Raw genomic sequence first — 25676 nt, forward strand, 5'->3', positions numbered from 1 at the left:
TTCCCTCTGTCTACTTATTGGTTTTGGCAGGGTTGTGGAAAACGTGCTTTGCGCTCCAGGTCATCAAGGTCGATATGGTTGCGCATGTACTGCTGACTGGCGTCTACCAGTGGCTGGTGATCCCAGCTCTTGAGCTTGCCTTGGGTCAGCGCTTCAAACACCAGGCGGCGACGGCGTTGGCTGGCGAGCACCTGTTGATGGATCGCCGGGATGTCCCATTTAGCCCGCGCTTCACGCAAGAACGCCTCGAACAATGGCCGATGTTCAGCTGACTGGCTGAGGTTTTCCTGCTCGCTCGGGTCGTTATGCACATCGAACAATAGGCAAGGATCGTCCTCGCTGTAGATGAATTTGTAGGCGCCCCGGCGAATCATCATCAATGGGCTGACGGTGCCTTCGGCCATGTATTCGCCAAACACTTCGTCATGTCCGCCCTGCCCCTGCAAGTGCGCGACCAGCGAGCGGCCGTCCAGCGGCAAGTGCGGATCCAGTTCGCCGCCGGCCAATTCCACCAGGGTCGGCAACAAGTCGGCGGTCGACACGGCCTGGGCGACGCGGCCAGCGGCGAACTGCCCCGGTGCACTGATCAGCAGCGGCACGCGGGCGGCCATTTCAAACCAGTGCATTTTGTACCAGAGGCCGCGCTCGCCAAGCATGTCGCCGTGGTCGCCAGAGAAAATGATCAGGGTGTCGTCGGCCAGGCCGGTGTCTTCCAGGGTCTGCAGCAGCTTGCCGACGTTGCTGTCGATGTAGCTGCAGGCACCGAAGTAGGCGCGGCGGGCGTCGCGGATCTTATCCACAGGCAGCGGTTTGTCCCACAAGTCATAAACCTTGAGCAGCCGCTGGGAATGCGGGTCGAGATCGGCCTGGGGCGGCGTCGCGGGCATTGGGATCTCGGTGTCGGCGTAGAGGTCCCAGAACGGCTTGGGAATGGTGTAAGGGTCGTGGGGATGAGTCATCGACACGGTCAGGCAGAACGGCTGGTCGCCCGGCTCGCGGATGTGGTCGAACAGATATTGCTGGGCCTTGAACACCACCTCTTCGTCGAAATCCAGCTGGTTGGTGCGTACACACGGACCGGCTTGCAGCACCGAGGACATGTTGTGATACCAGGTAGGGCGTACGTCTGGCTCATCCCAGTTCACCGCCCAGCCGTAGTCGGCGGGGTAGATGTCGCTGGTCAGGCGCTCCTCATAGCCGTGCAACTGGTCGGGGCCACAGAAGTGCATCTTGCCCGACAGCGCGGTGCGGTAGCCGAGGCGGCGCAAGTAGTGGGCATAGGTCGGCACGTCGGCGGGGAAATCGGCGGCGTTGTCGTAGGCGCCGATCTTGCTCGGCAACTGGCCGCTGACCAAGGTGAAGCGCGACGGTGCGCACAACGGGCTGTTGCAATAGGCGGCGTCGAACACCACGCCTTGTGCCGCCAGGCGGCTGAGGTTGGGCAGCTTGATCGGGGAAGGCCCGTAGAACGGCAGCATCGGCGCGGCCATCTGATCGGCCATGATGAAAAGAATGTTCTTGCGCTTCATGGTTTCTCGGCATTCCATAGGCAGTGTTTATGCCAATGAGCATGCGGTCCTTAAATTATGGGGTAAAGCCCATGCGCAGCAATGACTAGGATAAGTTGAGCTTATGTATGAAGCGCTGGGTGACCTCTCTCTCGATTTGCTGCGCGCCTTTGAGGCGGCGGCGCGTCATCGCAGTTTCACCGCGGCCGCGATGGAGCTGGGTACCACCCAACCGGCGGTCAGCCAGCAAATCAAACGCCTTGAAGAGCAACTGGCGATCCGCCTGTTTGATCGCATTTACCGCGGCATTGAACTGACCGACGCTGGCGCCCGGCTGTTCGAGCATGTGCAAGGCGGCCTGCAGAACATCAATCAGGGCCTCGGCGCCATCACTCAACAAAGCCAGCATGAAGTGCTGCAAGTCGCCACCGACTTTGCCTTCGCCGCCTATTGGCTGATGCCACGCCTGCATCGCTTTCACCAGGCCAACCCGCAGGTGGATGTCAGCCTGGTCACCAGTGAGCGCAACCACGCCACGCTGCGCAGCGATATTGATGTGGCGGTGCTGTTTGGCGATGGCCGTTTCAAGCAGGGCGAAAGCCTGTGGTTGTTCAATGAGGAAGTGTTCCCGGTGTGCAGCCCGCAGTGGCTCAAGGAGCAGGTCGCGCCCCTGACGGTGCAGACCTTGCAAGACTGCCCGTTGCTGCACCTGCGCCAGGAAAACAACAGCCAGTGGTTCGACTGGAATAGCGTGTTCCGTGAATTGGGTATCACGGCTGCGCCGACCCCTGGGCAATTGCGCTTTGACAACTACACCTTGCTGATCCAGGCCGCGATTGCCGGCCAGGGCGTCGCCATCGGCTGGCGCCACCTGGTGGATAACCTGCTGGAGCAGAATTGGCTGTGCCGGCCGATCAGCCACACGGTGACGTCGCGCTTGGGCTATTACGTGGTGCAGCCCCAGCGCAAACGCCGTGGGCAGTTGGTGGACCGATTTGTCGAGTGGCTGGTGGCGGAACAGGCCAGCAGTGCGCAGTCGTTGACCGGGCTGGCCCTGCCGTCGATTGCGGTCTAGGATCGGCGCACAGTGGAACCGGAGTCTGCCATGCAACGTATCAAGGGCTACCACGCCCATATCTACTTCGATGCCAGCACGATCGAGCAGGCGCGCACGCTCTGTGAAGACGCCGCCAAGTTGTTCCCGCTGCGCATGGGCCGCGTGCACGAGCGGCCCGTGGGCCCGCACCCGGATTGGAGTTGCCAGTTGGCGTTCGAGCCGGAATATATCGGCGTGGTGTTGCCGTGGCTGGCGCTGCATCGCAATGGTCTGGTGGTGTTCCTGCACCCTGAAACCGGTGACGACCTCAAGGACCACACCGATTACGCCATCTGGATGGGGGCGATGCGCGAACTGGACCTGTCTATTTTTTAGCCTTTCCTACCCGATAATCCCGCGTCTTTCCCTAAGTAAAAACAGGATGAGTTGTAGGATTTATCTTGTCTTGTCTCATTATATGGGATTGATATTTATATATTGAGATATTCCGCGCCCTAGGTTTATATTCGCCCATCTGCTTTTATCAGCACCCACTCATTTCAGGTGAAGCGATGCAGGCGCAATTGATCGCGCTCGATTGGGGGACCAGCTCCCTTCGTGCTTACAAACTCGGCCCCGCGGGGGTTGTGCTGGAACAGCGCTCGCAAGCCTGGGGCATCATGCATTTGCCCACAGAGCCCCGGGAAATAGCCGGTGTGCTGTGCACTGACGGCTTTGAACTGGCGTTCGATAGCGCCTGTGGCGATTGGCTTGATGCCCAGCCTGAGCTGCCGGTGATCGCTTGCGGTATGGTCGGCAGCGCACAGGGTTGGAGCGAGGCGGCCTATCGCAGCACGCCCGTGGATGTCGCCAGTCTCGGCCAGGCGTTGCATGGCATACGCAGCCTGCGCGGGGTGCAGGTGCATATCGTGCCGGGGGTGATCGAGCAAGTGGGTCTGCCTAATGTCATGCGTGGCGAAGAAACCCAAGTGCTCGGCGTACTGCAAGGGCTAGGGCCCCAGGTGTTGATCGGCCTGCCCGGCAGCCATTCCAAATGGGTCGAGGTGGTGGAAGGCCGCATTACCCATTTCGATACCTTCATGACTGGCGAAGTGTTTGCGGTGTTGAGCAAGCACAGCATCCTGGGGCGTACCCAACAGGCGAGCGAGCAGTTCCAGGCCGAGGCGTTTGATCGCGGCGTGCGCGTGGCGCTGTCCAACGATGGTCAGCGTGGCGTGCTTTCGACCCTGTTCAGTGCCCGTACCCTTGGGCTGACCGCGCAGCTGGCGTCCGACCAGCAACCCGATTACCTGTCTGGCCTGCTCATCGGCCATGAGCTCGCCGGCTTGCCAGATTCGGCCAAACATCAGCCGATCATCCTGGTCGGCGCTGCTGCACTTTGCGCCCGCTATCAACGCGCCCTCGCCCTTTGCGGATTTGCCCACGTCAGCCTGGCGCAAGAAGCCACTGAGCGTGGCCTGTGGCAACTGGCGCAAGCCGCCGGGCTCATTCGACCTGTACTGGAGGCCTGACATGCTCAAGCAAGCACTCGCACAAAACGGTTTGATCGCCATCCTGCGCGGCCTACGCCCCGACGAAGCCCAGGCGGTCGGCCAAGTGCTGTACGACGCGGGGTTTCGCGTGATCGAAGTGCCGCTCAACTCGCCAGACCCTTACACCAGCATCCGCATCCTGCGCGACAGCTTGCCCGCCGATTGCCTGATCGGTGCCGGCACGGTGTTGACGCCTGAGCAGGTCGAACAGGTCAAGGCCGCCGGAGGCCAGGTGATCGTCATGCCCCACAGCGATGCCAAGGTGCTGCGTGCCGCTAAAGCGGCGGGCCTGTACTTGTCGCCTGGGGTAGCCACGCCTACCGAAGCCTTTGCCGCACTGGCCGAAGGCGCCGATGTGTTGAAGCTGTTCCCGGCCGAGCAGATGGGCCCTTCAGTGATCAAGGCATGGCTGGCGGTGTTGCCGGCGGGCACATTGCTGCTGCCGGTGGGCGGCATCACCCCGGACAACATGCAGGTGTTTACCGACGCCGGCGCCAAGGGCTTCGGATTGGGTTCCGGGCTGTTCAAGCCGGGCATGACAGTGGATCAGGTTGCGAGCCGTGCCCAGGCTTATGTCGCCGCCTGGAAAGCCCTCGGCTGAGAGCATATTCCGCGCCCACAGGCGCTGCATCTATAAGAGAGACAAGAGATGAAAATCACCAAACTGACGACCTTTATCGTTCCGCCGCGCTGGTGCTTCCTCAAGGTCGAAACCGACCAGGGTGTGACCGGCTGGGGCGAGCCGGTGGTCGAGGGCCGCGCTCACACGGTGGCCGCCGCCGTCGAAGAACTGTCCGACTACCTGATCGGCAAAGACCCACGCAATATCGAAGATATCTGGACCGTGCTCTATCGCGGCGGCTTCTACCGAGGCGGCGCGGTGCACATGAGCGCCCTCGCCGGTATCGACCAAGCGTTGTGGGACATCAAGGGCAAAGCCCTCGGTGTGTCGGTCAGCGATCTGCTGGGCGGCCAGGTGCGTGACAAGATTCGCGTGTACTCATGGATCGGCGGTGACCGCCCCGCCGACACCGCCCGTGCTGCCAAAGAGGCCGTAGCGCGTGGCTTCACGGCGGTAAAAATGAACGGCACCGAAGAATTGCAGTTCGTCGACAGCTTCGAAAAAGTCGACCTGGCCCTGGCCAACGTCGCTGCCGTGCGCGATGCGGTCGGCCCTAACGTGGGTATCGGCGTCGACTTCCATGGCCGCGTGCACAAGCCGATGGCCAAGGTGCTGATGAAAGAGCTCGACCCATACAAACTGATGTTCATTGAAGAGCCGGTGCTGAGCGAAAACTACGAAGCGCTGAAAGAACTGGCGCCGCTGACCAGTACGCCGATCGCCCTGGGCGAGCGCCTGTTCTCGCGCTGGGATTTCAAGCGGGTGCTCAGCGAAGGCTACGTCGACATCATTCAGCCGGACGCCTCCCACGCCGGTGGGATTACCGAAACCCGCAAGATCGCCAACATGGCCGAAGCCTACGACGTGGCCTTGGCCCTGCACTGCCCGCTGGGCCCGATTGCCTTGGCGGCATGCCTGCAACTGGATGCGGTTTGCTACAACGCGTTTATTCAGGAGCAGAGCCTGGGTATTCACTACAACGAAAGCAACGATCTGCTCGACTATGTGCGTGATCCAGGCGTATTCGACTATGACCAGGGCTTTGTGAAGATCCCCAACGGCCCAGGTCTGGGCATTGAGATCAACGAGGAGTATGTGGTTGAGCGCGCGGCCATCGGCCATCGCTGGCGCAATCCGATCTGGCGCCATGCCGATGGCAGCTTTGCCGAGTGGTGATTTCCACTTGATTGAAACGCGCTAAAAATGTGGGAGCTGGCTTGCCTGCGATGGCGGTGGGCCAGTCACCGCAGCGGTGCCAGTCATGCCGCCATCGCAGGCAAGCCAGCTCCCACATTCAGTACGTTTTGTCCTCAACAAACATAAAAAGAGGCACCCCCATGCACCCTGAATCCCTCACCGGGCAGGCTTCTTTAGTCACGCCTAGCAGAAAGCGCTTTTTCATCATGGTGCTGCTGTTCATCACCGTGGTCATCAACTACCTCGATCGCAGCAACCTGTCGATTGCCGCGCCCGCGCTGACCAGCGAGCTGGGGATCGACCCGGTGCAAGTCGGGCTGATTTTCTCTGCCTTCGGCTGGACGTACGCGGCCATGCAAATCCCGGGTGGCTGGCTGGTAGATCGAGTGCCGCCGCGCATTCTCTACACGGCAGCCCTGCTGCTGTGGTCGATTGCCACCGTGATGCTAGGTTTCGCCGCCAGCTTTATCGCGCTGTTTGTGCTGCGCATGGCCGTGGGCGCGTTGGAGGCACCGGCCTATCCCATCAACAGCCGTGTGGTCACCACCTGGTTTCCCGAGCGTGAGCGCGCCACGGCTATCGGCGTCTATACCTCCGGGCAATTCGTCGGCCTGGCGTTCCTCACCCCGGTGTTGGCGTGGCTGCAGCACCAGTACGGCTGGCACATGGTGTTTGTGGTAACCGGTGGCATCGGCATCCTGTGGGCGGCGATCTGGTATGCGGTGTATCGCGAGCCCAAGGATTTCAAAGGCGTCAACGAAGCCGAAGTCCAACTGATCCGCGACGGTGGCGGGCTGGTGGACATACAGGCTAAAACCGTCAAGGCACCCTTCAGTTGGACCGACCTCGGCATCGTGCTGAGCAAGCGCAAGCTGTGGGGCATCTACCTGGGCCAGTTTTGCCTGAACTCCACGCTGTGGTTCTTCCTGACCTGGTTCCCGACGTACCTGGTGAAATATCGCGGCATGGACTTTATCCAGTCTGGCTTGCTGGCCTCCTTGCCGTTCCTGGCCGCGTTTGTGGGCGTGCTGTGTTCGGGGGTGTTTTCCGATTGGCTGATTCGGCGTGGGGCGTCAGTGGGCTTTGCGCGCAAGTTGCCGATCATCAGCGGGCTGCTGATTTCCACGGCGATCATCGGGGCCAACTACGTGGAATCGACGGGGTGGGTCATCGCGTTTCTGGCGGTGGCGTTTTTCGGCAATGGCCTGGCGTCGATCACCTGGTCGTTGGTGTCGACCTTGGCGCCTGCCCGTCTGCTGGGGCTGACCGGCGGGGTGTTCAACTTCATTGGCAACCTGGCGGCGATTGCCACACCTATCGTGATTGGTTTTCTGGCCAGTGGCTCATCGTTTGCGCCGGCCATCACCTATATCGCGGTCTTGGCGTTGCTCGGTGCGCTTTCCTACATATTGCTGGTCGGCAAAGTCGAGCGGATCGAGCTGTAAAAAGGGCGACCTTCGGGTCGCCTTTTTTTGTTCTACGGCACCGACATCTCGTTGCGAAATATATTGTGCGGGTCCCAGCGCTGCTTGGTACGGCGCAAGCGGCTTTCGATCATCAGATCGGGAAAGAAGATTTTGTACCACTGGGGGTTTTTGCCGTTGGCCGGGTTACCCCCTTTGTAAGTCATGTCGAGGTCGGGGTAATTGATGTAGCAGCCTTCGAACGCATCGTTGAGCGGCACGCCTTGAGCGTCGGCAAACGCGTTGAAGTACAGCCCCCGGATCCAGTCAGCATGGACTTGGTCCGCAGCGGCGCTGTCGCCGTGCCAGTAACATTGGGGTTGCCACTTGAGGAAGGACGACCGCTGGGCGGCCGACGACTCCTTGCGTACGGGCGCACTGGCGGCGTTGATCTGGCCGCCGAAGGACTGGATCTGGATCAGGCTTTGTGTCAGGTGGTTGTCTGGGTCTGGCCAGGTCAAGGCCCGCGAGATGGCCTCTAATACGTGAGGGCTGAATTCACCTTTCTGATATGCCGATTTATAGCGCCCACGCTGATTGTCTCCCGAACCATTCAATGTTTGCTGGCACGCCAGCCAATCCAGGCGCCGCGCCGCAGCCTGGGCGGATGACACTGAGTCGATGGGGCGCCCGCCGACTGTGCCAGGCGGCAAATGGACCACATGAAACGGCACCAGCGACTCGGTGGCAGGTAAGCCGATGGCCGTGAGCATCTTGTCGACAAAATCATCGAAGGGCGCAAGGTCGTTCAGCTCACCCTCCTTGTCCACATAATGGATGCCCAGGGTGATATTGCCTGTGTGCTCGTGGCGCATTTCCAGTTTGGTCGCCAGGCCCCAGGTGTCCGGGTTGTTCTGATGGCTGGCAAACCATAGCTGGTAAGCCGCCAGCAGATTGTTCAGTGCATCCTGGGTCAGTACTGACCAATCCCATTCCAACACCAGCCACAGTACTTCTTTGGGGGCCGGTGGCAGGTCTTCGAAGTAATAGCTGGTGATAATGCCGAATTGCCCACCCCCCGCACCGCAGCACGCGGCGAACAGGTCCAATTCGTCCTGTTGCGTGCTGTCCCGGCTGACATGGCGCGGTTCGAGCCCTTTGCCTTGGCTGTCAGGCACCAGGATATCGACCCCGCTGAGCCAGTCACACACCAGTCCATACTTGCGCGACAGCAGCCCGTAGCCGCCACCACAAATGTGCCCGCCCAGGCCCACTGAGTAACATGACCCGCCGGGCAGGGTCTTGTTGGCTTGCTTGTACAACGTGCTATAGCTGTCCCAGGCCTGGCTGCCGGCCTCGAGGCGAAAGCGGTAGCGAAAGGGCTGCGTGGGATTCAGCTCGGAACCGATCTGGCCGCTGGCATCGTAGACCACTCGGTTCAGCGCGCTGATATCCAGGATCGATAGCACCTCATGCGGGCTGTCGGGCATCTTGTTGGCGACAAACCCTTCGTAGCAATGACCGCCGCTGCGTACGGTGATGCGCCCATTGGGCAGGGCCAATGCCTGGGCGGCGGCGTCCATGATGTCTTGCGGGCTGCGGCACAGGTAAATCAGATTGGCGCCCTTGTTCGACGACTGGCCCTGCACGTTTCCCAAGGGCCAGCGCAGGTTGAAGCCTTTTTGTAGGGCTGAGTGACGACGGTCTGAAACCGTGACGAGATCAAATGCCATGATGTACTCCTTAAAGAGACAAGAATGACTTCTGATGCGGCTAACTTAACGACCGAGGGGCAAGGACTGCAGGGCTTGCGAAGGTGGTTAGACGGCAAAGGGCACGAAGTGCGATAAAAAAGGAGGTGGGCGACATGCCCACCTCCTTTGAAGCCTAGCGTATGAGCTGCGGTTGTTGCGCCGTGCAGTTTACTTGCGTGCGTTGCGAACACCTTTCGACAGCGCCGCGCACAGGGTCAGTACGCCATCAATGGCTTGCTGGTCGTTCTTGGCCGTGGCGATGTGATCGATCAGCGCCGAACCCACTACCACCCCGTCTGCCAGGCGTGCGATGGCCGCTGCCTGGTCCGGTGTGCGGATACCAAAGCCGATGCTGATCGGCAGGTCGGTATGACGGCGCAGGCGGGTCACGGCTTCTTCGACGTGTTCCAGAGTGGCGGCGCCCGCCCCGGTGACACCGGCGACCGACACGTAATACACAAACCCGGAGCTGCCATTGAGCACAGTAGGCAGGCGCACATCATCGGTGGTCGGCGTGGTCAGGCGGATAAAGTCGATGCCTGCGGCCTGGGCCGGGTCGCACAGCTCGCCGTTGTGCTCGGGGGGCATGTCCACCACGATCAGGCCGTCGACGCCAGCTGCCTTGGCATCGGCAATGAACTGCGACACGCCATATTTATGGATCGGGTTGAAATAGCCCATCAACACCAGCGGCGTGTCGTTGTTGTCCTGGCGGAACTCGCGAACCATCTGCAGGGTTTTCAACAGGTTCTGTTTGGCGGCCAGCGCGCGGATATTGGCCAGTTGAATGGCCGGGCCGTCGGCCATCGGGTCGGTGAAGGGCATGCCCAGTTCGATCACGTCGGCGCCAGCGGCCGGCAAGCCCTTGAGGATCGCCAGCGAGGTGTCATAGCCGGGGTCGCCAGCGGTGACGAAGGTCACCAGGGCGGCGCGGTTTTGTTCTTTAAGTTGCGCAAAGCGCGTTTGCAGGCGGCTCATCAGTGTTTCTCCTGCTTGGACTGTTCCATATGGTGCATCACGGTCTGCATGTCTTTGTCGCCACGGCCCGAGAGATTGACCACCATCAGATGATCCTTGGGCAAGTTTGGCGCGCGCTTGAATACTTCAGCCAGGGCGTGGGCGCTTTCCAGGGCAGGAATGATCCCTTCCAGGCGGCAGCATTTGTGGAAGGCTTCCAGGGCTTCGTCGTCCGTTACCGACGTGTATTGGACGCGGCCAATGTCATGCAACCAGGCGTGTTCCGGGCCGATGCCGGGGTAGTCCAGGCCTGCGGAAATCGAGTGGGCGTCGATGATCTGGCCGTCGTCGTCCTGCAGCAGGAAGGTGCGATTGCCGTGCAGCACGCCCGGGACGCCGCCGTTGAGGCTGGCGGCGTGCTTGCCGGTTTCGATGCCATGGCCTGCGGCTTCAACGCCGATGATCTCGACGCTGGTGTCATCCAGGAACGGGTGGAACAGGCCCATGGCGTTGGAACCGCCGCCGATGCACGCCACCAGGCTGTCCGGCAGGCGGCCTTCCTGGGCTTGCAGCTGGGTGCGGGTTTCCTTGCCGATCACTGCCTGGAAGTCGCGCACCATCGCCGGGTATGGGTGTGGGCCGGCCACGGTGCCGATCAGGTAGAAGGTGCTGTCGACGTTGGTGACCCAGTCGCGCAGGGCTTCGTTCATGGCGTCTTTGAGGGTGCCGGTGCCGGCGACCACGGGGATGACCTCGGCGCCCAGCAGCTTCATGCGAAACACGTTGGCCTGCTGGCGCTCGATGTCGGTGGTGCCCATGTAGATCACGCATTGCAGGCCAAAGCGCGCCGCCACAGTTGCGGTGGCCACGCCGTGCATGCCGGCGCCGGTCTCGGCGATGATGCGTTTCTTGCCCATGCGCCGGGCCAGCAGGATCTGGCCGATGCAGTTGTTGATCTTGTGCGCGCCGGTGTGGTTGAGCTCTTCGCGCTTGAGGTAGATCTTGGCGCCGCCGCAGAACTCGGTGAGGCGTTCGGCAAAGTACAGCGGGCTTGGGCGTCCGACATAATCGCGCTGAAAGTAGGCCAATTCTTCGTTAAACGTCGGATCTACCTTCGCCGCTTCGTATTCACGGGCCAGGTCGAGAATCAACGGCATCAGGGTTTCAGCGACGTAGCGGCCGCCGAACGCACCGAACAGGCCGTTGGCGTCGGGGCCGTTGCGTAGATCGGTCTGGGACTGAGTCATGGGACGCTCCAGGAAAAATGTGTTTAAAGGCAATGACGGTCACTCTACTCATGACGCCCTGGCCTGAAAACCGATAAGATCGCCGTAACCTGTCAGGAAAACTCACAGATGAGTCGTAATCTCCCGCCCCTTAATGCCCTGCGCGCTTTTGAAGCCACTGCTCGCCTTAACAGCGTCAGCCAGGCTGCGCAGCTATTGCACGTGACCCACGGTGCTGTCAGCCGGCAGTTGAAAGTACTGGAGGAGCATTTGGGCGTGAGCCTGTTCGTCAAGGATGGACGCGGCCTTAAACTCACAGATGCTGGCGTCAGGCTACGAGATGCCAGCAGCGAGGCTTTTGAGCGGTTGCGCGACGTGTGCGCCGAACTCACCCAACGCGGCGCTGATGCGCCCTTCGTTCTTGGCTGTTCAGGCAGCTTGCTGGCGCGTTGGTTTATCCCTCGGCTGGGGCGGTTGAATGCCGACTTGCCGGATTTACGCCTGCACCTGTCGGCGGGCGAAGGCGATCTGGACCCGCGCCGTCCGGGGCTGGATGCCCTGCTGGTATTCGCTGAGCCGCCTTGGCCGGCGGACATGCAAGTGTATGAATTGGCCAGCGAGCGTATCGGCCCGGTCTTGAGCCCCCGTTTCGCCGGTTTTGAACACCTGCGTCAGGCCCCAGCGTCGGAACTGCTGGAGCAACCCTTGCTTCACACCACGTCAAGGCCGCAAGCCTGGCCCAGTTGGGCACGGCAACACGGCATCGAACCCGGTGCGCTGAAGCTCGGCCAGGGGTTTGAGCATTTGTATTATTTACTGGAAGCGGCGGTTGCCGGCTTGGGAGTGGCAATTGCGCCAGAACCGCTGGTGGCAGAGGACCTGCGAGCGGGTCGCCTGGTGGCGCCGTGGGGGTTCAGTGAAACCCGGGCGCACCTGGCGTTGTGGCTACCCAAGCGCGCCGCAGACGGGCGCGCCGGGCAGTTGGCGCAATGGCTCAAGGCTGAGCTGTTGCGTCAACCGGTGTAACCGGTCAATCAGTCACCGCGCTTGCACAGCAGGTAAGCCGCCAGCAGGCCCAGCGCGCCCACGGCGACGCCAGCGGTCGTCCATGGGTGCTCTTGTGCGTAGTCACGGGTGGCAGCGCTGGTTTCGCGGATTTTGACTTTGCTTTCTTCGTAGGCGTCGCTGATCAGATGGCGAGAGTGCTTGAGCGCGTTCTCGGCATTGCTCTTCAAGGCCTTCAGCGTTTTGCGCGACTCATCGGACGCGTCGTCCTTGAGGCTCTCCAGAGATTTGAGCAGGCTCGAAATCTCGGCTTCCATGCTTTCCAGCGACGCTTTGCGTAAAGAAGTGTTGGCCATGTGGACATCTCCTGAAGTGATTGAGTGGCGTGTGTAGATACCGACTGCGCCGGTTTCAGAAAGTGCAGTAATTCTGAACTTTCGCCTCCCAACGGTCGCCTGAAGCAGTACGCACATTCGCTGCTAGTCTTGATTGACGACCTAAAGGAGAAACGCCATGAGTGATCATCACACGTACAAGAAAGTCGAACTGGTAGGCTCTTCCACCACCAGCATCGAAGACGCGATCAACAATGCCCTGGCCGAAGCCAACAAGAGCATCAAGCATCTGGAATGGTTTGAGGTGACCGAAACCCGTGGTCACATCAAGGATGGCAAGGCTGCACACTTCCAGGTCACGCTCAAAGTGGGATTCCGCATTGCCAGTAGTTGATCGGCAGAGTTGAACTTTGCCCGCTGGCCGATTGCCATAACCTGCGCTACAAACAACGGGTGCCGACGCGATGAGCGTCGGCACGCTCTTTTTGATCAGCGCAAGGAAAGTAACGGATGAAGAAGTTTCTGTTAGCGGTAGGGTTGTTGAGCATTGCGGGTACCGCTATGGCGGCGGGCAAGCCTTGTGAAGAGTTGAAAAGCGAAATCGCAGCGAAAATCGACGCCAAGGGTGCTTCGGGGTATTCGCTGGAAGTGGTGGACAAAGGTGCTACGCCCAGTGACCACACAGTAGTTGGCACCTGCGAAGGTGGCACCAAGGAAATTGCCTACAAGCGCGGTTAATCTCGTGTTGTGGACATAAAAACCGACGCAAGTGCGTCGGTTTTTTTCGCTTGGATTTCAGCCCTTCATCACTTGTGCGAGCAGCTCGTAGGAATGAATCCGGTCGGCGTGCTCATACAGGTCACTGGTAAAAATCAGCTCATCAGCGCCGGTCTGCTCGATCAACACCTCCAGCTTGCCGCGAATCTTCGCCGGGCTGCCCACCATGGCCAGGCCGAGGAAGCTGCCCACCGCGTCTTTTTCGTGAGGCAACCACAGGCCGTCCATGGTTTTTACTGGAGGGCGCTGCACCAGGCTCTGGCCGCGCATCAACGCGAGAATACGCTGGTACACCGAGGTGGCCAGGTAATCGGCCTGCTCATCGGTGTCCGCGGCCACCAGCGGAATGCCGAGCATCACGTAGGGCTTGTCCAGCACCGCCGAAGGCTTGAAGTGATTGCGGTACACGCGAATTGCTTCGTGCATCAGGCGCGGCGCGAAATGGGAGGCGAAGGCGTAAGGCAAGCCACGCTCACCGGCCAATTGCGCGCTGAACAGGCTTGAACCCAGCAGCCACACTGGCACATTGGTGCCGGTCCCCGGTACCGCGATAACCCGTTGGTCGGGCGTACGCGGGCCCAAGTAGGCCATCAGCTCGGCCACATCTTCGGGGAAGTCATCGGCACTGCCGGAGCGTTCACGGCGTAGGGCGCGGGCGGTCATCTGGTCGGAACCGGGGGCGCGCCCCAGGCCCAGGTCGATACGGCCAGGGTAGAGGCTTTCCAGGGTGCCGAACTGCTCGGCGATCACCAGTGGCGCGTGGTTAGGCAGCATCACCCCGCCGGAACCCACGCGAATGGTCGAGGTGCCGCCTGCCAGGTAACCGAGCAGTACCGAGGTAGCCGAACTGGCGATACCGTCCATATTGTGGTGCTCGGCTACCCAGAAACGGTGGTAACCGAACTTCTCCACATGCTGGGCCAGGTCCAGGGAATTACGCAGGGACTGCGCCGGGTTGCCGTCGGCGCGCACGGGCACGAGGTCAAGGGTCGAGAATTTTACGTCGGACAGCGATTTCATCAGCCTGCTTCTCCAATAGGGCGTACAGGCTTTTTTAAACGAGCTAAAACCTGCCGCTGCATGTGCATACCCTATGCAATGAGGGCATATACCCGAGATTCAATAGTAACCGCCAAATTTCCTACTTAATCACTAGGTTTTTCTTACAAGTGAACTTTGCCGCGGCGTCTATCCTCAGAACCCTTACCGACGCAAAACCACCGTTCGAGGAGAAAGCTATGAGTATCGTTAAAAAGGCATCCGCGCATTGGGAAGGTGACCTGAAGACTGGCCTGGGCTCCATTTCCACCGAAACCGGCGTGCTGCGCGAAGCGCCCTACGGCTTCAAGGCCCGCTTCGAGGGCGGCAAGGGTACCAACCCTGAAGAATTGATCGGCGCGGCTCACGCCGGCTGTTTCTCCATGGCGTTTTCCATGATTCTTGGCGACGCCGGGCTCAAGGCTGACAGTATCGACACCCAGGCCGAAGTGACCCTGGACCAGGTCGAGGGCGGCTTTGCGATTACAGCAGTGCATCTGATCCTGAAGGCCAAAATTCCAGGCGCGAGCCAGGCGCAGTTCGATGAACTGAGCAAAAAGGCCAAGGAAGGATGCCCGGTGTCCAAGGTGCTGAATGCAACCATCACCTTGGATGCCACGCTGGTCAACTGACACAGCAGTCATCTTATGTGGGAGCGGGCTTGCTCGCGAATGCGGTGGATCAGCCGATATCTTCGGTGACTGATACTGCGTATTCGCGAGCAAGCCCGCTCTCACATTTTTGGTGCTGCGTTAAATTAGAACTCGTGTTTGCAAAATGTGGTCGAATAGCCCATGCAGCCTAGGCGCACACTCGTGCGCAGCGCATTCAGGGAGCTCCACACATGAAACGTTTTGCCTTGGCAATCATCTGCGGTGTATTGGCCACTTCGGCCGTGGCCGCGCCAAAAGATTGTGAAGAGCTCAGGAAAGAAATCGAAGTGAAGATCCAGGCCAAGGCGATTCCGTCCTACACCCTGGAAATCATCACCGCCGAAGAAGCCAAGAACCATGACGAAGCCATGATTGTCGGCTCATGCGAAAACGGCACCAAGCGCATCATCTATCAAAAGAACAACGACTGATTCAGATGCAGTTCACGCTGCGCTCTTCGGCCAATAGCTGGCGGGTTGAGTCGTACAGCCGGATGTTGGGCGTGAACGCCAGTGATCGCCCTTCCAGCACATAGTGCTGGCCGGCCTGAAAGTGGTCGTACTGCAGCGTCATGAAGCAGGTGCGATACATCATCTGGCTGAGGCCACCCAAACCGCCGCCGGCGGGCACTTCAAAATCAAAGCGCACCATCAGCTCGTGAGGGCCGGGAGGCATTTGAAAAAAACGCCCGTCGTCGAGGTTTTTCCCGTCCAGGCGCTGAGCCATCACCAACTTGGAACCCGGTGTCGGCGTGGTGAAATCCACCCAGGCCTGCTGCGGGTCCACAGGGGGGATGGGGGTATAGGCGCAAGCGCTGAGGAACACAGCGGCGAGGGGAAGCACAAGCTGGCGCATGGCAGGTACTCAACACGAAGAGAGGCTTGAGTATAAACACGCCATGCCGTGGAAAAATCCCCTGCAAGCGCGATAGTCTGGCGAACCCATCATCCAGGAGCAGTCAGGGCATGATCAGGCGTTTTCTTCCAGGGCTGATGGTTGTGCTGCTCAGCGGCTGCTCCAGTGTCAGTTATTACAGCCAGTTGGCGAGTGGCCAGTGGCAGCTGTTGCGGGCCCGGGAGCCGGTTGCCGAGGTCATCGCCGACCCTGCTCGCCCGCCAGTGCTGCGCGAGCATCTGGCTCAATCGCAGAGAGCCCGAACCTTTGCCAGTGAACAACTGCATCTGCCTGACAACCAAAGTTATCGGCTGTATGCCGATATCGGCCGGCCCTATGTGGTCTGGAATGTCTTTGCCACGCAGGAATTTTCTCTGTCACCACAGAACCATTGCTTTCCCATCGCCGGTTGCGTCGCCTATCGCGGCTACTACAACCAAGGCGCTGCGCGGGGCGAGGCGGCGCTGTTGCGGCAGCAGGGCATGGATGTGTCGATTGGTGGCGTGGAGGCCTATTCCACCCTGGGCTGGTTCAACGACCCGATCATGAGTTCGATGATGAGCTGGGGCGATGAGCGCCTCGCCACGCTGATCTTCCATGAGCTGGCCCACCAGCGCTTCTACGTGAAAGACGACACCGAGTTCAACGAGTCCTATGCCAGTTTTGTCGAGCAGGAAGGCACCCGACAATGGCGTGCGGCGCGGGGCCTGGCGCCTGTCGGCGATGCGGCGTTGAAGCAACGCGATCAATTTATCCGGCTGATTCTCGATACCCGCAAACGTCTGGAGGCGTTGTACGCGCAGCCGTTGGCGGCGGACGCGATGCGCCGGGCCAAAGCGGCGCAATTCGAGCAGTTGCGCAGCGAATACCGGCGCCTGCGCGATAGCCAATGGGGTGGTGACAAGCGTTATGACGCCTGGATCAACCAGCCGATGAATAACGCGCGGCTTTTGCCGTTTGGGTTGTATGACCAATGGGTGCCGGCGTTTGCGGCGTTGTTTGCGCGGGAAGGCGGGGATTGGGTGAGGTTTTATGCGACGGTGGAGAAGTTGGGTGAGCTGCCGGTGGAGCAGCGTAAGGCGGCGTTGAGGCAGTTGGAGAGGGTTGGCCGTTAGGGCCTTATCGCAGGCAAGCCAGCTCCCACAGTTGACCGAATTTCAACATGAGAATGCGGTCAACTGTGGGCGCTGGCTTGCCTGCGAAAGCGGTCTCAAGGACGCTGCAAAAACGCCTGATGCATCTGGTCAAACGTCTCGAAATGCCAGGTCGGCGCCTCGGCATTCAGCTCTTCAAAACTACCAAACCCATACCCCACGGCGACCGAATCCAGCCCATTACTGCGTGCCCCGATCAGGTCATGCTTGCGATCACCGATCATCAAGGTGGTGGCCGGGTCCAGTCGTTCCTCACGCATCAAATGCGCGATCAATTCCACCTTGTTGGTACGCGTGCCGTCCAACTCGCTGCCGTAGATCACCTTGAAGTGCTTGGCAAAGTCGAAATGCCGCGCAATCTCGCGGGCAAATTCCCACGGTTTGGAGGTGGCGATGTACAGCTGGCGCCCTTGGCTGTTCAACTCTTCCAACAACGGCATGACCCCGTCGAACACGCGGTTTTCATACAGTCCGGTAACCTTGAAGCGCTCGCGGTAGAAATTCACCGCCTCCCATGCCTTGGCCTCGTCGAAGGCGTAAAACTGCATGAACGCCTGCAACAAGGGCGGGCCGATGAAGTGTTCGAGCTTGGTCAGGTCGGGCTCATCAATGCCCAGTTTGGCCAGGGCGTACTGGATCGAACGGGTAATGCCCTCGCGCGGGTCGGTGAGGGTGCCGTCCAGGTCGAACAGGACGGTGGGGTGATGCAGGGTCATTGATCGAATCCTTCGGCCAGGTGCAGGTCTTTGAGCTTCACGTAGTTCGCCGCGCTGTAGGTGAAAAAGGCGCGCTCTTTGTCAGTCAATGCGCGAACCTGCTTAACCGGGCTGCCCACATACAAAAAACCGCTGTCGAGTTTCTTGCCTGGCGGCACCAGGCTGCCGGCACCGATGATCACGTCGTCTTCAACCACGGCGCCATCCATCACGATGCTGCCCATGCCGATCAGGACGCGGCTACCTACGGTGCAGCCATGCAGCATGACCTTATGGGCGATGGTCACATCGTCGCCGATCAGCAACGGGTAACCCTGCGGATTGAACGGCCCGGCATGGGTAATGTGCAGCACACAGCCGTCTTGCACGCTGGTGCGCGCACCGATGCGGATGCGGTGCATGTCGCCGCGAATCACGGTCAGCGGCCAAACCGAGCTGTCAGTGCCGATTTCGACATCGCCGATCACCACCGCCGAAATATCGACAAACGCCCCGGCGCCGAGGGTCGGCGTGTGGTTCTGATAGGTGCGAAGGGTCACGATAGCCTCTCTCTGTTGTGCTGATAGCTGCGGTGGGTGTTGATTGTAATTAAGATGGCCCCATCTTTGTTCTACATGTTTCTTCAGCCAAGGTGCCCACCGTGAGCGCGAACAACCCGCTTTTGCAGTCCTACGGCCTGCCGCCGTTCTCGGCGATCCGTGCCGAGCACGTCCAGCCGGCCATCGAACAGATCCTCGCCGACAACCGCGTGGCAATCGCAGAGATCCTGCAAAGCCAGGGTAAAAATCCGACGTGGGCCGGCCTGGTCCTGGCCATGGATGAACTCAATGATCGCCTCGGCGCGGCCTGGAGCCCGGTCAGCCATCTCAATGCCGTGTGCAACAGCGCCGAACTGCGCGAAGCCTACGAGGCGTGCCTGCCGGCCTTGAGCGCTTACTCCACCGAAATGGGCCAGAACCGTGAGCTGTTCCAGGCCTTCGAAGCCCTGGCCAACAGCCCGGAAGCTGCCGGTTTCGATGTGGCACAAAAAACCATTCTGGAGCACTCCCTGCGTGACTTCCGCCTGTCGGGTATCGACTTGCCGCCGGAGCAGCAAAAACGCTACGCCGAGGTACAGAGCAAGCTATCCGAGCTGGGCAGCAAATTCTCCAACCAGTTGCTGGACGCCACCCAGGCCTGGACCAAACACGTCACCGATGAAGCCACCCTCGCCGGCCTGACCGATTCGGCCAAGGCGCAAATGGCCGCCGCCGCTCAGGCCAAGGGCCTCGACGGCTGGCTGATCACCTTGGAATTCCCCAGCTACTACGCCGTCATGACCTACGCCCAGGACCGTGCCCTGCGTGAAGAGGTGTACGCCGCCTACTGCACCCGTGCCTCGGACCAAGGCCCGAATGCCGGTCAGAACGATAACGGCCCGGTGATGGAACAGATCCTCGACCTGCGTCAGGAACTGGCCCAATTGCTGGGTTATGCGTCGTTCTCCGAGCTGAGCCTGGCCACCAAGATGGCCGAGTCCAGCGACCAGGTGCTCAGCTTCCTGCGTGACCTGGCCAAGCGCAGCAAGCCGTTTGCCGCCCAGGACCTGCAGCAACTCAAGGCCTATGCCGCCGAGCAAGGCTGCGCCGATCTGCAAAGCTGGGACAGCGGTTTCTACGGCGAAAAACTGCGTGAGCAGCGCTACAGCGTGTCCCAGGAAGCGCTACGCGCCTACTTCCCCATCGACAAAGTGCTGGGCGGCCTGTTTGCCATTGTGCAGCGCCTGTACGGCATCGAGATCGCCGAGCTTAAAGGCTTCGACACCTGGCACCCGGATGTGCGCTTGTTCGAGATCAAGGAGAACGGCGAGCACGTCGGACGTTTCTTCTTCGACCTGTACGCCCGCGCCAACAAGCGTGGCGGTGCCTGGATGGATGGCGCCCGTGACCGCCGCCGTACCGTTGATGGCGTGCTGCAAAGCCCCGTCGCCAACCTGGTGTGCAACTTCACTCCGGCCGACAGCGGCAAGCCTGCCCTGCTGACCCACGATGAAGTCACCACCCTGTTCCACGAATTCGGCCATGGCCTGCATCACCTGCTCACCCGCGTGGAACATGCCGGCGTATCCGGTATCAACGGTGTGGCGTGGGACGCGGTGGAACTGCCGAGCCAATTCATGGAGAACTGGTGCTGGGAGCCTGAAGGCCTGGCGCTGATCTCCGGCCACTACGAAACCGGCGAGCCCCTGCCCCAGGACTTGCTGGAGAAAATGCTCGCGGCGAAAAATTTCCAGTCCGGCCTGATGATGGTGCGTCAGCTGGAGTTCTCACTGTTCGACTTTGAACTGCACGCCACCCATGGCGATGGTCGCAGTGTGGCCCAGGTGCTTGAAGGCGTGCGCGATGAAGTCTCGGTCATGCGCCCACCGGCCTACAACCGCTTCCCCAACAGCTTCGCTCACATCTTCGCCGGCGGTTATGCGGCGGGCTACTACAGCTACAAGTGGGCCGAAGTGCTGTCGGCGGATGCGTTCTCCAAGTTTGAGGAAGACGGCGTGCTCAACGCCCAGACCGGGCGTGCCTTCCGTGAAGCCATCCTGGCGCGTGGCGGTTCCCAGGCACCGATGGTGCTGTTCGTCGACTTCCGCGGACGCGCGCCGTCGATTGACGCACTCTTGCGCCACAGCGGCCTGAGTGAGGACGCAGCAGCATGAGTGAAGGGCCTGTGATCACCAAAAAGCAATTTATCGCCGGGGCGGTCTGCCCGGCGTGCAGCGAGCCGGACAAGTTGAAGATGTGGACCGAAGACAGCGTGCCGCACCGCGAATGCGTGGCCTGCGGGTATACCGATACGCTGAATGATCAAGGCCTGTCGGTGCCCAAGGAGTTGGGCACTAGGGTCAATACCACCGCGTTGAAAGCGCCGGCGGATCCTAAAGTGCAGGCAGTGCAGTTCTTCCCGAACCCGAAGCTGAAAAAAGACTAAAACCGCACTCACTGTAGGAGCGAGCAAGCTCGCTCCTACAATTTTTTCTCTTGCTGGCCCGTTGTGGTGATCCAGTCTTTCATTGAGCACAACGCAAAGGCGCTGGTGCTGCAATCCCCATTCGCCAAAGCTGTACGCAACTTGTCGACATCAGCTTTTATCATGTAGCGAACGCCGTCCTTGAAACCATTGCTGCTGCCAAAGCCGCCCAAGGTCATTTCGTTCAGCGCGTCCTCCTTGCTCCACCCTTGAACCACCACCCGATACATCGCTGCCATCAGGCCGGTGCGGTCGGCGCCGTGCTTGCAATGCATCAACACCGGGCCATCGGCCTCTGCTGCCTGAATCGCCCTGATCGCCGCCAGCACGTCGGCATCGTCGACGTGGTTGGTGCGATAACTCAACTGCACCTGTTTGATATCAGATGATTGGAGCCACTGCGCATCAGATTCCGGCAGGAAGTTGATGACCGTAGCGATCTTGAGCGTGTGCAACAGCGGCAGCGCACGCTCGTCCGGCAATGCACTGCGATAGAGCGTGGGTGTCATTTGATGCAGGTTGTATTGGTTACCCACCGGCTGGGCCCATTCCGGCGAGCGGATCGACGCAGCCTCATCGGCTTGTACGGTGTTGAGCAGGCTCATGAGCGCCAGGCCGAGAGCGAGCAGTATGCGTGTGTTGAACATGAACGTTGTGACCGAGCGAGGAAGTGGTTGATGGGCCACAGGCTCACTCACGGCGGGTCAATAAGGCGTGAGGTTCGCGTCAAAGAATCGTGATACTTGCTATCTGATCCGGTGTTTTTGTCGCCGAATTGACGCCTCTGAATTCTTAGCCTGCTATCATTTGTAACTAATGTTTGCCATTGTGCTGTATCTGCTTGGATCCAATTAGCCGCAAAGCCTTCACGCTGCTCCCAGAAGCGGCGGATAAACCCGTGACCACATGATGAGGTGTACCTATGTCTGATCAAGATCAAGACAACCCCCGGCGTGACTTTTTACGCAAATCCTTGACCTTGATCCCGGTGGTCACGGTTGCCAGCACTGGCCTTGGCGGTTCGATGTTGATGGCCACTCCGGCACCGGCCCAGGCCGAGCCGGCCAAACCTGCGGCGAGCGATAAAGCCTATGAGCCGAGCTATTTCACGGCCGAGGAATGGGCGTTTATCAACGCCGCCGTCGAGCGCTTGATTCCCGCTGACGCCCAGGGACCCGGTGCCTTGGAGGCTGGCGCGCCGGAATACATCGACCGCCAGATGAACACCCCTTACGCCAGTGGCGCTCTGTGGTTCATGCAAGGCCCGTTCAATGCCGATGCGGCGCCGGAGATGGGCTGGCAGAGCAAATTGGTGCCCAAGGAGATCTATCGCCTGGGTATTGCTGCGACGGATGCCTGGTCGAAAGCGTTCAACGGTAAAGCTTTTGCTGCGCAAGACAGCGCTACCCGAGACGATATGCTCAGGCGTCTGGAGGCTGGCGGCAGCGAAGTGGCGGCGCACTTCGACGCGGTGCCGCCCAAGATGTTCTTCAACCTTTTGCTGCAAAACACCAAGGAAGGCTTCTTCTGCGACCCTATCCACGGCGGTAATAAAGGCATGGTCGGCTGGACCATGATCGGCTTCCCCGGCGCCCGCGCCGACTTTATGGATTGGGTGGAACGCAACGAGCAATACCCCTTCCCGGCTGTTTCCATTCGCGGCGAGAGGGCATAAACGTGGCGACCATCATGAAGAAAGTGGATGCAGTGATTGTGGGCTTCGGCTGGACGGGCGCGATCATGGCCAAAGAGCTGACAGAAGCGGGCCTCAACGTGGTAGCGCTGGAGCGCGGCCCGATGCAGGACACTTACCCAGACGGCAACTATCCCCAGGTCATCGACGAACTGACCTACAGCGTGCGTAAGAAGCTGTTCCAGGACATCTCCAAAGAAACGGTGACCATTCGCCACAGCGTGAATGACGTTGCCCTGCCCAATCGCCAGTTGGGCGCATTCCTGCCGGGTAACGGTGTTGGTGGTGCGGGGCTGCACTGGTCGGGCGTGCATTTTCGCGTCGACCCGATTGAGCTGCGCATGCGCAGCCATTACGAAGAGCGCTACGGGAAGAACTTCATTCCCAAGGACATGACCATCCAGGACTTCGGCGTCAGCTATGAAGAGCTGGAGCCGTTTTTCGATTATGCGGAAAAAGTCTTTGGCACCTCCGGGCAAGCCTGGACGGTCAAGGGCCAACTGGTCGGCGAAGGCCGTGGCGGCAACCCCTACGCGCCGGATCGCTCCAACCCGTTCCCGCTTGCGGCGCAGAAAAATACCGTCTCCGCCCAGCTGTTTCAGAAAGCGGCGACCGACGTAGGTTACAAACCTTACAACCTGCCTTCGGCCAACACGTCGGGGCCGTACACCAACCCCTACGGTGCGCAGATGGGCCCGTGCAACTTCTGCGGTTTTTGCAGTGGCTACGTGTGCTACATGTATTCCAAAGCCTCGCCGAACGTGAACATCCTGCCGGCCTTGCGCCAGGTGCCCAACTTCGAGCTGCGGCCCAATTCCCACGTGCTCAAGGTCAACCTCGACAGCACCAAGAAGAAAGCCACCGGCGTGACCTACATCGACGCCCAGGGCCGCGAATGTGAACAACCGGCCGACCTGGTGATTCTTGGCGCATTCCAGTTCCATAACGTGCGCCTGATGCTGCTGTCGGGCATCGGCAAGCCCTACGACCCGATTACCAACGAGGGTGTGGTAGGCCGCAACTTCGCCTACCAGAACATGGGCACCATCAAGGCGTTCTTCGACAAGGACACCCACACCAACAACTTTATCGGCGCGGGCGGCAATGGCGTGGCCATCGACGACTTCAACGCCGACAACTTTGACCATGGCCCCCATGGCTTTGTGGGGGGGTCGCCGATGTGGGTCAACCAGGCGGGCAGCCGGCCGATTGCCGGTACGTCCAACCCGCCGGGCACCCCGGCGTGGGGCAGTGCCTGGAAGCGCGCCACCGCCGATTACTACACCCATCAAGTCTCAATGGATTCCCACGGTGCCCATCAGTCCTACCGCAGCAACTACCTGGATCTGGACCCGGTTTACCGCGATGCCTACGGCCTGCCGCTGCTGCGCATGACCTTCGACTGGCAAGAAAACGACATCAAGATGAACCGCTTCATGATGGAAAAAATGGGCAAAGTGGCCCAGGCCATGAACCCCAAGGCCATCGCCGTGCTGGGTAAAAAGGTCGGTGAGCATTTCAATACCGCCTCCTACCAGACCACCCACCTCAACGGTGGCGCGATCATGGGTACCGACCCGAAAACCAGTGCGTTGAACCGCTACTTGCAGAGCTGGGATGTGCACAACGTCTTCGTCCCTGGTGCTTCCGCTTTCCCACAAGGCTTGGGCTACAACCCTACCGGCCTGGTGGCAGCGTTGACCTATTGGTCGGCTCGCGCGATTCGCGAGCAGTACCTCAAAAACCCCGGCCCACTGGTTCAGGCATAAGGAGCGATGACCATGAAAGCATTCGTTATTGCCTCCCTGGCGCTGTTCAGCAGCTGCTCGATCAGCGCTGCCGAAACCGATCTGATCAAACAGGGTGAATACCTGGCGCGCGCCGGCGACTGTGTTGCCTGCCATACCGCCAAGGGTGGCAAGCCCTTCGCTGGCGGCCTGCCGATGGAAACACCGATTGGCGTGATCTATTCCACCAACATCACCCCGGACAAGACCGGCCTGGGCGACTACAGCTTCGAGGATTTCGACAAGGCCGTGCGCCATGGCGTCGCCAAGAACGGTAGTACGCTTTACCCGGCGATGCCCTACCCGTCTTACGCGCGCGTCAGCGACAGCGATATGCAAGCGTTGTATGCGTACTTCATGAAGGGGGTCGAACCGGTCGCCCAGGAAAACAAGGACAGCGATATACCCTGGCCCCTGAGCATGCGTTGGCCGTTGGCGGCCTGGCGCTGGATGTTTGCCCCGGCAGTCGAGGCGCATCAGCCGCAAGCCGCTGCCGACCCGGTGATCGATCGCGGTGCCTACCTGGTGGAAGGTCTCGGACATTGCGGCGCCTGCCATACGCCGCGTGCCCTGACCATGCAGGAAAAAGCCCTGAGTGCTACGGACGGCAGCGCCTTCCTGTCTGGCAGTGCACCGTTGGAAGGCTGGATTGCCAAAAGCCTGCGCGGCGACCACAAGGACGGCCTCGGCAGCTGGAGCGAGGAGCAGTTGGTGCAGTTCCTCAAGACCGGTCGCAGCGACCGCAGCGCGGTATTCGGCGGCATGAGTGATGTGGTCGTGCACAGCATGCAGTACATGTCGGAAGATGACCTGACCGCCATCGCCCGTTACCTCAAGAGCCTGCCGGCTGTCGATCCCAAGGATCAGCCGCACCAGTACGACAAGCAGGTAGCGCAAGCGCTGTGGAAGGGGGATGACAGCAAACCGGGTGCGTCGGTGTACATCGACAACTGCGCGGCCTGCCACCGTACCGACGGCTATGGCTATACGCGGGTATTCCCGGCGCTGGCGGGCAACCCGGTGTTGCAGACGGCAGATGCCACGTCGTTGATCAACATTGTGTTGAACGGCGGCACTTTGCCGGCCACCCATGCGGCGCCGTCAACCTTCACCATGCCGGCGTTTGCCTGGCGTCTGTCGGACCAGGAAGTGGCGGATGTGGTCAGTTTTATCCGTGGCAGTTGGGGCAACCAGGGCGCACCGGTCAAGGCGAGCGATGTGGCGGATCTGCGCAAAAACGATCTGCACACCACCTCGGGTGATGACCTGGGGCAGGTGACGCAAAAGCACTGATAAGTTCGCTGACCGCCCAACGGCACTGGTCAGAAGCTTCGCGCCTCGATACTGTATATAAAAACAGTATCG

At 60.3% G+C, this 25676-nt stretch carries 27 protein-coding genes; 17 read left to right on the forward strand and 10 right to left on the reverse strand.

Annotation, left to right across the window (positions count from 1 at the left end):
• Positions 1 to 14: 14 nt before the first annotated feature.
• The gene (gene betC, locus BOP96_RS11660) at positions 15 to 1529 is read right to left on the reverse strand and encodes a choline-sulfatase (RefSeq protein ID WP_014716298.1); all 1515 of its coding nucleotides are present in this window, start codon (positions 1527 to 1529) and stop codon (positions 15 to 17) included.
• A 103-nt stretch (positions 1530 to 1632) separates the two neighbouring features.
• Here betC and BOP96_RS11665 point away from each other — a divergent pair, with 103 nt between their 5' ends.
• The 6 genes from BOP96_RS11665 to BOP96_RS11690 all read left to right on the forward strand — a co-directional run bounded on the left by BOP96_RS11665 (position 1633) and on the right by BOP96_RS11690 (position 7361).
• On the forward strand, positions 1633 to 2583 hold the full coding sequence (locus BOP96_RS11665) for a choline sulfate utilization transcriptional regulator (protein ID WP_060766931.1): 951 nt from the start codon (positions 1633 to 1635) through the stop codon (positions 2581 to 2583).
• A gap of 30 nt (positions 2584 to 2613) precedes the next feature.
• Positions 2614 to 2940 (forward strand): DOPA 4,5-dioxygenase family protein, encoded by a 327-nt coding sequence (locus BOP96_RS11670; protein WP_014716300.1) that lies wholly within the window; start codon positions 2614 to 2616, stop codon positions 2938 to 2940.
• A gap of 176 nt (positions 2941 to 3116) precedes the next feature.
• Positions 3117 to 4076 (forward strand): 2-dehydro-3-deoxygalactonokinase, encoded by a 960-nt coding sequence (locus BOP96_RS11675; RefSeq protein ID WP_073452737.1) that lies wholly within the window; start codon positions 3117 to 3119, stop codon positions 4074 to 4076.
• A 1-nt stretch (position 4077) separates the two neighbouring features.
• Entirely contained in the window at positions 4078 to 4698 is a 621-nt protein-coding gene (locus tag BOP96_RS11680) for a 2-dehydro-3-deoxy-6-phosphogalactonate aldolase (RefSeq protein WP_014716302.1), read from the forward strand.
• Between the two features lie 48 nt (positions 4699 to 4746).
• Complete coding sequence (gene dgoD / locus BOP96_RS11685; RefSeq protein ID WP_003187297.1) at positions 4747 to 5895, forward strand: galactonate dehydratase; 1149 nt, start codon at positions 4747 to 4749, stop codon at positions 5893 to 5895.
• A 161-nt stretch (positions 5896 to 6056) separates the two neighbouring features.
• A complete protein-coding gene (locus tag BOP96_RS11690; RefSeq protein WP_073452739.1) occupies positions 6057 to 7361 on the forward strand; it encodes an MFS transporter in 1305 nt (434 codons plus the stop codon).
• Between the two features lie 32 nt (positions 7362 to 7393).
• Here the strand turns inward: BOP96_RS11690 and BOP96_RS11695 are convergent, their stop codons facing one another.
• From BOP96_RS11695 to trpB, 3 genes are all read right to left on the reverse strand, one after another.
• The gene (locus BOP96_RS11695) at positions 7394 to 9052 is read right to left on the reverse strand and encodes an FAD-dependent oxidoreductase (protein WP_073452741.1); all 1659 of its coding nucleotides are present in this window, start codon (positions 9050 to 9052) and stop codon (positions 7394 to 7396) included.
• Positions 9053 to 9241: 189 nt separating this feature from the next.
• Positions 9242 to 10051: a tryptophan synthase subunit alpha gene (gene trpA, locus BOP96_RS11700; RefSeq protein WP_020301419.1), complete on the reverse strand. Its 810-nt coding sequence runs from the start codon at positions 10049 to 10051 to the stop codon at positions 9242 to 9244.
• The gene (gene trpB / locus BOP96_RS11705) at positions 10051 to 11277 is read right to left on the reverse strand and encodes a tryptophan synthase subunit beta (RefSeq protein ID WP_073452743.1); all 1227 of its coding nucleotides are present in this window, start codon (positions 11275 to 11277) and stop codon (positions 10051 to 10053) included. Before trpB ends, trpA begins: the two co-directional genes overlap by 1 nt.
• A 108-nt stretch (positions 11278 to 11385) precedes the next feature.
• On the opposite strand from trpB, the gene BOP96_RS11710 reads away from it, so the two are divergent.
• Positions 11386 to 12282, forward strand: coding sequence for a LysR family transcriptional regulator (locus BOP96_RS11710; protein ID WP_073452745.1), 897 nt, complete (start codon positions 11386 to 11388; stop codon positions 12280 to 12282).
• An 8-nt stretch (positions 12283 to 12290) separates the two neighbouring features.
• On the opposite strand, the gene BOP96_RS11715 is transcribed toward BOP96_RS11710, so the two are convergent.
• Positions 12291 to 12617 (reverse strand): DUF883 family protein, encoded by a 327-nt coding sequence (locus tag BOP96_RS11715; RefSeq protein WP_003187304.1) that lies wholly within the window; start codon positions 12615 to 12617, stop codon positions 12291 to 12293.
• A 157-nt stretch (positions 12618 to 12774) separates the two neighbouring features.
• Between BOP96_RS11715 and BOP96_RS11720 the strand changes: the two genes are divergently transcribed.
• Positions 12775 to 12990: a dodecin gene (locus BOP96_RS11720; protein WP_005783406.1), complete on the forward strand. Its 216-nt coding sequence runs from the start codon at positions 12775 to 12777 to the stop codon at positions 12988 to 12990.
• A gap of 116 nt (positions 12991 to 13106) precedes the next feature.
• Positions 13107 to 13334, forward strand: a complete 228-nt coding sequence (locus BOP96_RS11725) for a DUF1161 domain-containing protein (RefSeq protein WP_014716308.1) — start codon at positions 13107 to 13109, stop codon at positions 13332 to 13334.
• Positions 13335 to 13391: 57 nt separating this feature from the next.
• On the opposite strand, the gene BOP96_RS11730 is transcribed toward BOP96_RS11725, so the two are convergent.
• Entirely contained in the window at positions 13392 to 14393 is a 1002-nt protein-coding gene (locus BOP96_RS11730) for an LLM class flavin-dependent oxidoreductase (RefSeq protein ID WP_014716309.1), read from the reverse strand.
• Between the two features lie 218 nt (positions 14394 to 14611).
• Between BOP96_RS11730 and BOP96_RS11735 the strand changes: the two genes are divergently transcribed.
• Positions 14612 to 15043, forward strand: a complete 432-nt coding sequence (locus BOP96_RS11735) for an OsmC family protein (protein WP_003187311.1) — start codon at positions 14612 to 14614, stop codon at positions 15041 to 15043.
• A gap of 212 nt (positions 15044 to 15255) precedes the next feature.
• The gene (locus tag BOP96_RS11740) at positions 15256 to 15495 is read left to right on the forward strand and encodes a DUF1161 domain-containing protein (RefSeq protein WP_003187312.1); all 240 of its coding nucleotides are present in this window, start codon (positions 15256 to 15258) and stop codon (positions 15493 to 15495) included.
• 1 nt (position 15496) lies between these two features.
• On the opposite strand, the gene BOP96_RS11745 is transcribed toward BOP96_RS11740, so the two are convergent.
• Positions 15497 to 15919: a PA0061/PA0062 family lipoprotein gene (locus BOP96_RS11745; protein WP_014716310.1), complete on the reverse strand. Its 423-nt coding sequence runs from the start codon at positions 15917 to 15919 to the stop codon at positions 15497 to 15499.
• A gap of 110 nt (positions 15920 to 16029) precedes the next feature.
• On the opposite strand from BOP96_RS11745, the gene BOP96_RS11750 reads away from it, so the two are divergent.
• Complete coding sequence (locus tag BOP96_RS11750; protein WP_073452747.1) at positions 16030 to 17073, forward strand: aminopeptidase; 1044 nt, start codon at positions 16030 to 16032, stop codon at positions 17071 to 17073.
• Between the two features lie 95 nt (positions 17074 to 17168).
• Here the strand turns inward: BOP96_RS11750 and BOP96_RS11755 are convergent, their stop codons facing one another.
• On the reverse strand, positions 17169 to 17828 hold the full coding sequence (locus BOP96_RS11755) for an HAD family hydrolase (protein ID WP_073452749.1): 660 nt from the start codon (positions 17826 to 17828) through the stop codon (positions 17169 to 17171).
• Positions 17825 to 18367, reverse strand: a complete 543-nt coding sequence (locus BOP96_RS11760; RefSeq protein ID WP_003187318.1) for a gamma carbonic anhydrase family protein — start codon at positions 18365 to 18367, stop codon at positions 17825 to 17827. Before BOP96_RS11760 ends, BOP96_RS11755 begins: the two co-directional genes overlap by 4 nt.
• A gap of 101 nt (positions 18368 to 18468) precedes the next feature.
• Here BOP96_RS11760 and prlC point away from each other — a divergent pair, with 101 nt between their 5' ends.
• Entirely contained in the window at positions 18469 to 20520 is a 2052-nt protein-coding gene (gene prlC, locus BOP96_RS11765) for an oligopeptidase A (protein WP_073452751.1), read from the forward strand.
• Positions 20517 to 20792: a YheV family putative zinc ribbon protein gene (locus tag BOP96_RS11770; protein WP_020301415.1), complete on the forward strand. Its 276-nt coding sequence runs from the start codon at positions 20517 to 20519 to the stop codon at positions 20790 to 20792. The genes prlC and BOP96_RS11770 overlap by 4 nt, the downstream gene beginning before the upstream one ends.
• A gap of 35 nt (positions 20793 to 20827) precedes the next feature.
• Here the strand turns inward: BOP96_RS11770 and BOP96_RS11775 are convergent, their stop codons facing one another.
• On the reverse strand, positions 20828 to 21478 hold the full coding sequence (locus BOP96_RS11775) for a dual specificity protein phosphatase family protein (RefSeq protein WP_073452753.1): 651 nt from the start codon (positions 21476 to 21478) through the stop codon (positions 20828 to 20830).
• Between the two features lie 275 nt (positions 21479 to 21753).
• Between BOP96_RS11775 and BOP96_RS11780 the strand changes: the two genes are divergently transcribed.
• Genes BOP96_RS11780 through BOP96_RS11790 form a run of 3 tightly spaced genes read left to right on the forward strand, consistent with a single transcriptional unit; the run spans position 21754 to position 25604 of the window.
• Positions 21754 to 22506 carry a gluconate 2-dehydrogenase subunit 3 family protein gene (locus BOP96_RS11780; protein ID WP_014716317.1) on the forward strand — a complete coding sequence of 251 codons (753 nt, stop codon included), beginning with the start codon at positions 21754 to 21756 and terminating at the stop codon, positions 22504 to 22506.
• A 2-nt stretch (positions 22507 to 22508) separates the two neighbouring features.
• Positions 22509 to 24293 (forward strand): GMC family oxidoreductase, encoded by a 1785-nt coding sequence (locus tag BOP96_RS11785; RefSeq protein ID WP_014716318.1) that lies wholly within the window; start codon positions 22509 to 22511, stop codon positions 24291 to 24293.
• Between the two features lie 12 nt (positions 24294 to 24305).
• Complete coding sequence (locus BOP96_RS11790) at positions 24306 to 25604, forward strand: cytochrome c (protein WP_073452756.1); 1299 nt, start codon at positions 24306 to 24308, stop codon at positions 25602 to 25604.
• The last annotated feature ends 72 nt before the right edge of the window (positions 25605 to 25676 follow it).

Origin of the sequence: Pseudomonas sp. FSL W5-0203, from assembly GCF_001896155.1 — a bacterium.
In the GTDB taxonomy this organism is placed as follows: Bacteria; Pseudomonadota; Gammaproteobacteria; order Pseudomonadales; family Pseudomonadaceae; genus Aquipseudomonas; species Aquipseudomonas paracarnis.

Excerpts from the sequence above, each read along its gene's own strand:
- BOP96_RS11670 (WP_014716300.1), top strand. The coding sequence starts at position 2,614 with ATGCAACGTATCAAGGGCTACCACGCCCATATCTACTTCGATGCCAGC.
- BOP96_RS11780 (WP_014716317.1), top strand. The coding sequence starts at position 21,754 with ATGTCTGATCAAGATCAAGACAACCCCCGGCGTGACTTTTTACGCAAA.
- BOP96_RS11775 (WP_073452753.1), bottom strand. The coding sequence starts at position 21,478 with ATGTTCAACACACGCATACTGCTCGCTCTCGGCCTGGCGCTCATGAGC.
- BOP96_RS11745 (WP_014716310.1), bottom strand. The coding sequence starts at position 15,919 with ATGCGCCAGCTTGTGCTTCCCCTCGCCGCTGTGTTCCTCAGCGCTTGC.
- BOP96_RS11735 (WP_003187311.1), top strand. The coding sequence starts at position 14,612 with ATGAGTATCGTTAAAAAGGCATCCGCGCATTGGGAAGGTGACCTGAAG.
- BOP96_RS11730 (WP_014716309.1), bottom strand. The coding sequence starts at position 14,393 with ATGAAATCGCTGTCCGACGTAAAATTCTCGACCCTTGACCTCGTGCCC.
- trpA (WP_020301419.1), bottom strand. The coding sequence starts at position 10,051 with ATGAGCCGCCTGCAAACGCGCTTTGCGCAACTTAAAGAACAAAACCGC.
- BOP96_RS11790 (WP_073452756.1), top strand. The coding sequence starts at position 24,306 with ATGAAAGCATTCGTTATTGCCTCCCTGGCGCTGTTCAGCAGCTGCTCG.
- BOP96_RS11755 (WP_073452749.1), bottom strand. The coding sequence starts at position 17,828 with ATGACCCTGCATCACCCCACCGTCCTGTTCGACCTGGACGGCACCCTC.
- betC (WP_014716298.1), bottom strand. The coding sequence starts at position 1,529 with ATGAAGCGCAAGAACATTCTTTTCATCATGGCCGATCAGATGGCCGCG.
- BOP96_RS11715 (WP_003187304.1), bottom strand. The coding sequence starts at position 12,617 with ATGGCCAACACTTCTTTACGCAAAGCGTCGCTGGAAAGCATGGAAGCC.
- BOP96_RS11665 (WP_060766931.1), top strand. The coding sequence starts at position 1,633 with ATGTATGAAGCGCTGGGTGACCTCTCTCTCGATTTGCTGCGCGCCTTT.
- BOP96_RS11725 (WP_014716308.1), top strand. The coding sequence starts at position 13,107 with ATGAAGAAGTTTCTGTTAGCGGTAGGGTTGTTGAGCATTGCGGGTACC.
- BOP96_RS11675 (WP_073452737.1), top strand. The coding sequence starts at position 3,117 with ATGCAGGCGCAATTGATCGCGCTCGATTGGGGGACCAGCTCCCTTCGT.
- BOP96_RS11740 (WP_003187312.1), top strand. The coding sequence starts at position 15,256 with ATGAAACGTTTTGCCTTGGCAATCATCTGCGGTGTATTGGCCACTTCG.
- BOP96_RS11770 (WP_020301415.1), top strand. The coding sequence starts at position 20,517 with ATGAGTGAAGGGCCTGTGATCACCAAAAAGCAATTTATCGCCGGGGCG.
- trpB (WP_073452743.1), bottom strand. The coding sequence starts at position 11,277 with ATGACTCAGTCCCAGACCGATCTACGCAACGGCCCCGACGCCAACGGC.
- BOP96_RS11710 (WP_073452745.1), top strand. The coding sequence starts at position 11,386 with ATGAGTCGTAATCTCCCGCCCCTTAATGCCCTGCGCGCTTTTGAAGCC.
- BOP96_RS11695 (WP_073452741.1), bottom strand. The coding sequence starts at position 9,052 with ATGGCATTTGATCTCGTCACGGTTTCAGACCGTCGTCACTCAGCCCTA.
- dgoD (WP_003187297.1), top strand. The coding sequence starts at position 4,747 with ATGAAAATCACCAAACTGACGACCTTTATCGTTCCGCCGCGCTGGTGC.
- BOP96_RS11690 (WP_073452739.1), top strand. The coding sequence starts at position 6,057 with ATGCACCCTGAATCCCTCACCGGGCAGGCTTCTTTAGTCACGCCTAGC.
- BOP96_RS11720 (WP_005783406.1), top strand. The coding sequence starts at position 12,775 with ATGAGTGATCATCACACGTACAAGAAAGTCGAACTGGTAGGCTCTTCC.
- BOP96_RS11680 (WP_014716302.1), top strand. The coding sequence starts at position 4,078 with ATGCTCAAGCAAGCACTCGCACAAAACGGTTTGATCGCCATCCTGCGC.
- BOP96_RS11750 (WP_073452747.1), top strand. The coding sequence starts at position 16,030 with ATGATCAGGCGTTTTCTTCCAGGGCTGATGGTTGTGCTGCTCAGCGGC.